This window comes from Microbacterium sp. Leaf351 (assembly GCF_001423825.1).
In the GTDB taxonomy this organism is placed as follows: Bacteria; Actinomycetota; Actinomycetes; order Actinomycetales; family Microbacteriaceae; genus Microbacterium; species Microbacterium ginsengisoli.
Genome location: NZ_LMPK01000013.1, coordinates 46,981 through 50,075, shown reverse-complemented (window position 1 = coordinate 50,075; position 3,095 = coordinate 46,981). Strand labels below are relative to the sequence as shown.

Annotated in this window: 4 protein-coding genes; 3 read left to right on the top strand and 1 reads right to left on the bottom strand. The window is 72.5% G+C overall.

Annotated features, from left to right (window positions below):
- On the bottom strand, positions 1 to 546 hold a 546-nt coding region (locus ASG00_RS15285), incomplete at its 3' end, for a hypothetical protein (RefSeq protein WP_056207482.1).
- A gap of 164 nt (positions 547 to 710) precedes the next feature.
- On the opposite strand from ASG00_RS15285, the gene ASG00_RS05600 reads away from it, so the two are divergent.
- The 3 genes from ASG00_RS05600 (at position 711) to ASG00_RS05590 (ending at position 2,843) form a co-directional block, all read left to right on the top strand.
- Positions 711 to 1,679 carry a hypothetical protein gene (locus ASG00_RS05600; RefSeq protein ID WP_056207479.1) on the top strand — a complete coding sequence of 323 codons (969 nt, stop codon included), beginning with the start codon at positions 711 to 713 and terminating at the stop codon, positions 1,677 to 1,679.
- Positions 1,680 to 1,698: 19 nt separating this feature from the next.
- Positions 1,699 to 2,100 (top strand): hypothetical protein, encoded by a 402-nt coding sequence (locus tag ASG00_RS05595; protein WP_056207478.1) that lies wholly within the window; start codon positions 1,699 to 1,701, stop codon positions 2,098 to 2,100.
- A 65-nt stretch (positions 2,101 to 2,165) separates the two neighbouring features.
- A complete protein-coding gene (locus ASG00_RS05590) occupies positions 2,166 to 2,843 on the top strand; it encodes a hypothetical protein (RefSeq protein ID WP_056207474.1) in 678 nt (225 codons plus the stop codon).
- Positions 2,844 to 3,095 lie beyond the last annotated feature (252 nt).

Here is a 3,095-nt window from a genome sequence, read left to right as displayed (position 1 = left end):
GTCGAGCAGCACGCCGTCCTTCCAGAACACGGTGCGCCCGTCCATGACGGGGTAGGTGGCGTCCTTCCAGGTCTTGCCGCAGCGTGAGCCGCCGTTCTCGGGGTAGCAGTCGAACTTCTGGTCGACCTGCAGCGTGGCGAACAGGGTGGCCGCGTCGCTCTGCGAGAGCTTCGAGATGCGGGTGCTGATGCCGGTGGTGTCCGATTTCGGGTCCCGCCAGTTGCACACGAGCGATCCGTCGGCCTGCACTCCGCCGCCGACGGCCGGGTCGTTGAGGGGAGTCTTGCCGAGCTGGGTCAGCACGTCGGCGGTGAGCAGAGACCGGCAGTCGGTGGGGATCGCGATGGGGGTGGCGGACGGCTCGGGACTCGGGGTGACCAGAGCGGATGCCGCCGGCGTCGGCGTCGCGCCGGCGGTCGGTGTCGCGCTCGAGCCCTCGGGTGACGGCGTGACGGCACGCGGCGGTGCGGTGTAGCTGCCGCAGCCCGCCAGGGCGAGTCCGGCCGCGAGCAGGAGGGCGACGGCGGGCAGACGGCGGGTGGGCATGCTGGGAGGGTAACCCGCGGCATCCGCCTCTCGGCCCGTCACACCCGGACCGTCGCCGGATCGTGTCGCGGTGTGGCGTGGGAGGTGTGTGGTTCCGGCGCGTCGCGCGGGTGCGGCGGTACCCTCGCTTTGCGGACGCACGTCCGCGTGAGGAGCAAGGTCTGATGAGCGACGCCACCCCGAAGGACACCGACGCCGCACCGGAGCGGCCGGTCTCCGACGCCTCCGTCGAGACGGCGCCCGAGGCCGCGCCGGTCGTCGAGGCCGCCCCGGCGTCGGCCGCCGACACCCCTGCGACAGCCGAGCCGGTCGTGGTCGAGCCGGTCGTCGCCGAGCCGGTCGCCGCTGAGCCCGTCGTGGTCGAACCCGCCGCCGAGCCCGTCTTCATCGAACCCGCGCCGGTCGCCGAGACCGCGGCATCGGACTCGACCCCGTGGTACGAGCGTCCCGAGGTCGTCGCCGCCGCAGCCGCGGCGCCCGAACCCGCCTATGTTCCGGCAGCCGCGTACTCCGCCGAGACCACGACACTCGCTGAGCAGCCGCCGACCGTCGCCTACGCGCCGAGCCCGATCTTCGTGCAGGCGCCCGAAGCGCCGCTTCCGCGCGGCAACCGCGCCGCCGCCGGTGGCATCGGTCTGATCGCGGCTGTCGCGTTCGGCGTGGTGCTGGCCGTCGCCACGCTCATCAGCGGTTTCGTCGACCGCACCGTCGACTTCGGCAATGTCGGCACCGCCGCCTTGGCGCTGCTGCCGAGCTGGTCGTTCTGGCTGCCGATCGCCGCGTTCTTCGTCGCATTTTGGTTCCTCGGGGCGATCCTCAATCGCGCCCGCTGGGGACTGTGGGTGATCTTCGGCATCCTCGTCGGCGTGGCCGCGTGGGCCGGCGTCGTGCTGGGTGCGCTCATCGATGCGCCGTTCTGGCAGCTGACGGCACGCCAGACCCTCACGCTCGCCGAGGCCAACGTGCTCACGCCCCTCTCGGTCGTCGCATTCATCGCCGGTCGTGAGCTGACCATCTGGTTCGCGGCGTGGGTCGCGGCCCGCGGACGTCGCATCACCGCGCTGAACGAGGAGGCGCAGGCCGAGTACGAGCGCACGCTCGAGGCGGGTCCCCAGCTCGTGCACCAGGCCTGATCGCCGCCGGAGCGATCGGATGCCGCGGCGCCTCGTGGTCGCGATGGCCACGGTGCTGTTCGTGGCGCTGGTGGTCTGCGGGTTCGGCTTCGGCACGCTGCTGACCGATGTCGACGTGGTGTCGGCAGGCGGCGTCGGACCGGTGCCGGGAGCGTTGGCGGTCGTGGCGGCAGCGGGCGCCCTGGCGCTCGTGATCCTTCCGCCCGGGCGAGCGGTCGTGGCGGTGCCGGCCGCCGTCGCGGCGGCCTTCCTCTCCTACGCGGTGGTTCTCGGTGCGGGGGTGCTCGTCGCCTCGAGCGATCCGGCGGTGGCGTTGTCGGCCGTCGGGCGGGCCGCGGCATCCTGGCCCGGACTCGTCGTGGCGGGCGCGGCGGCGCTCGCCGCGCTGTCGGTACGGGTGTTCACTCCCCGTCGCGGCTGACCAGATCGGATGCCGCACCGCGCGCCCCGTGACCGTGGGCGTCGGGCGCACTACCGTGTTCTCCTGTGGAGCGTTCGCTCGAGACACAGGTCAGCCAGGCGGTGGACGCCTGGCTGCGCTGGCTGCCGCGGTGGGAGCCGGCGACGCATCGGGGTCGGTCCGCACCGTGCCGACGCTGCTTCGGCTCGCCGGTGCTGTCGGCCGCGGGTCTCGGCTCGGACGTGCCGCACGGCGTGCAGCACGGGCTGTCGACCCGGGTCAAGGCGATCGTCGATCACGCGGTCGCCGACTACACGGCCAAGAACCTGCCGCTGCTGAACGCCGAACTCGACCAGCAGGCCGCCCGCAACCGGGAGCGCACCTACCGCCCGACCGAGGGGCTCGAGCCCGAGTTCGAGGGCATGCCGCTGGACCCCGACCCCGTTCCGGGGATGCCGTTCCTGTTCACGATCGCGGGGCTTGCCGCCGAGGCCGACGGGGATGTCCCGAGCCTGCCGCCTCTCTCGGACGAGGCCAAGGCCGCGCTTCGACAGGAGGTCGGCCTCGCCGACGACTACGCGAACATGGTCGGCCGCGAGGTGTGCAGCATCCTTCTGCACCATCGCATCCGCATCCAGGCCGCGGTCGCCGAGTACGTCGAGCCGCAGATCGCGCTGATGCTCGAGGAGCTCACCCGCACCCTCGACGCCCCGTTCTGGGCCGATCCCGATGCGGATGCCGGGGGCACCACCCCGCTCGTCTGAGCCATCCACAACGCCGTGTCAAGCGTCCGGGGGCGACCTATCGCTTTGTTAGCATGAGCGGGCTCCGGGGCGCACCACACCACCCACACCGCTTCGCGTGACCGGAGGACGGTTCCGGGGGTTCGATGATGGCGCAGCGCATGCCTTCCGCGCCGCCCGTCCTGCCCGGGCTGACCTACGTGAGACCTCTCGGATCCGGCGGATTCGCCGACGTCTTCCTCTATGCGCAGGACATGCCGCGCCGACAGGTCG

Coding starts and splice junctions, on each gene's coding strand:
- ASG00_RS05600 (WP_056207479.1), top strand. CDS start 711: ATGAGCGACGCCACCCCGAAGGACACCGACGCCGCACCGGAGCGGCCG.
- ASG00_RS05595 (WP_056207478.1), top strand. CDS start 1,699: ATGCCGCGGCGCCTCGTGGTCGCGATGGCCACGGTGCTGTTCGTGGCG.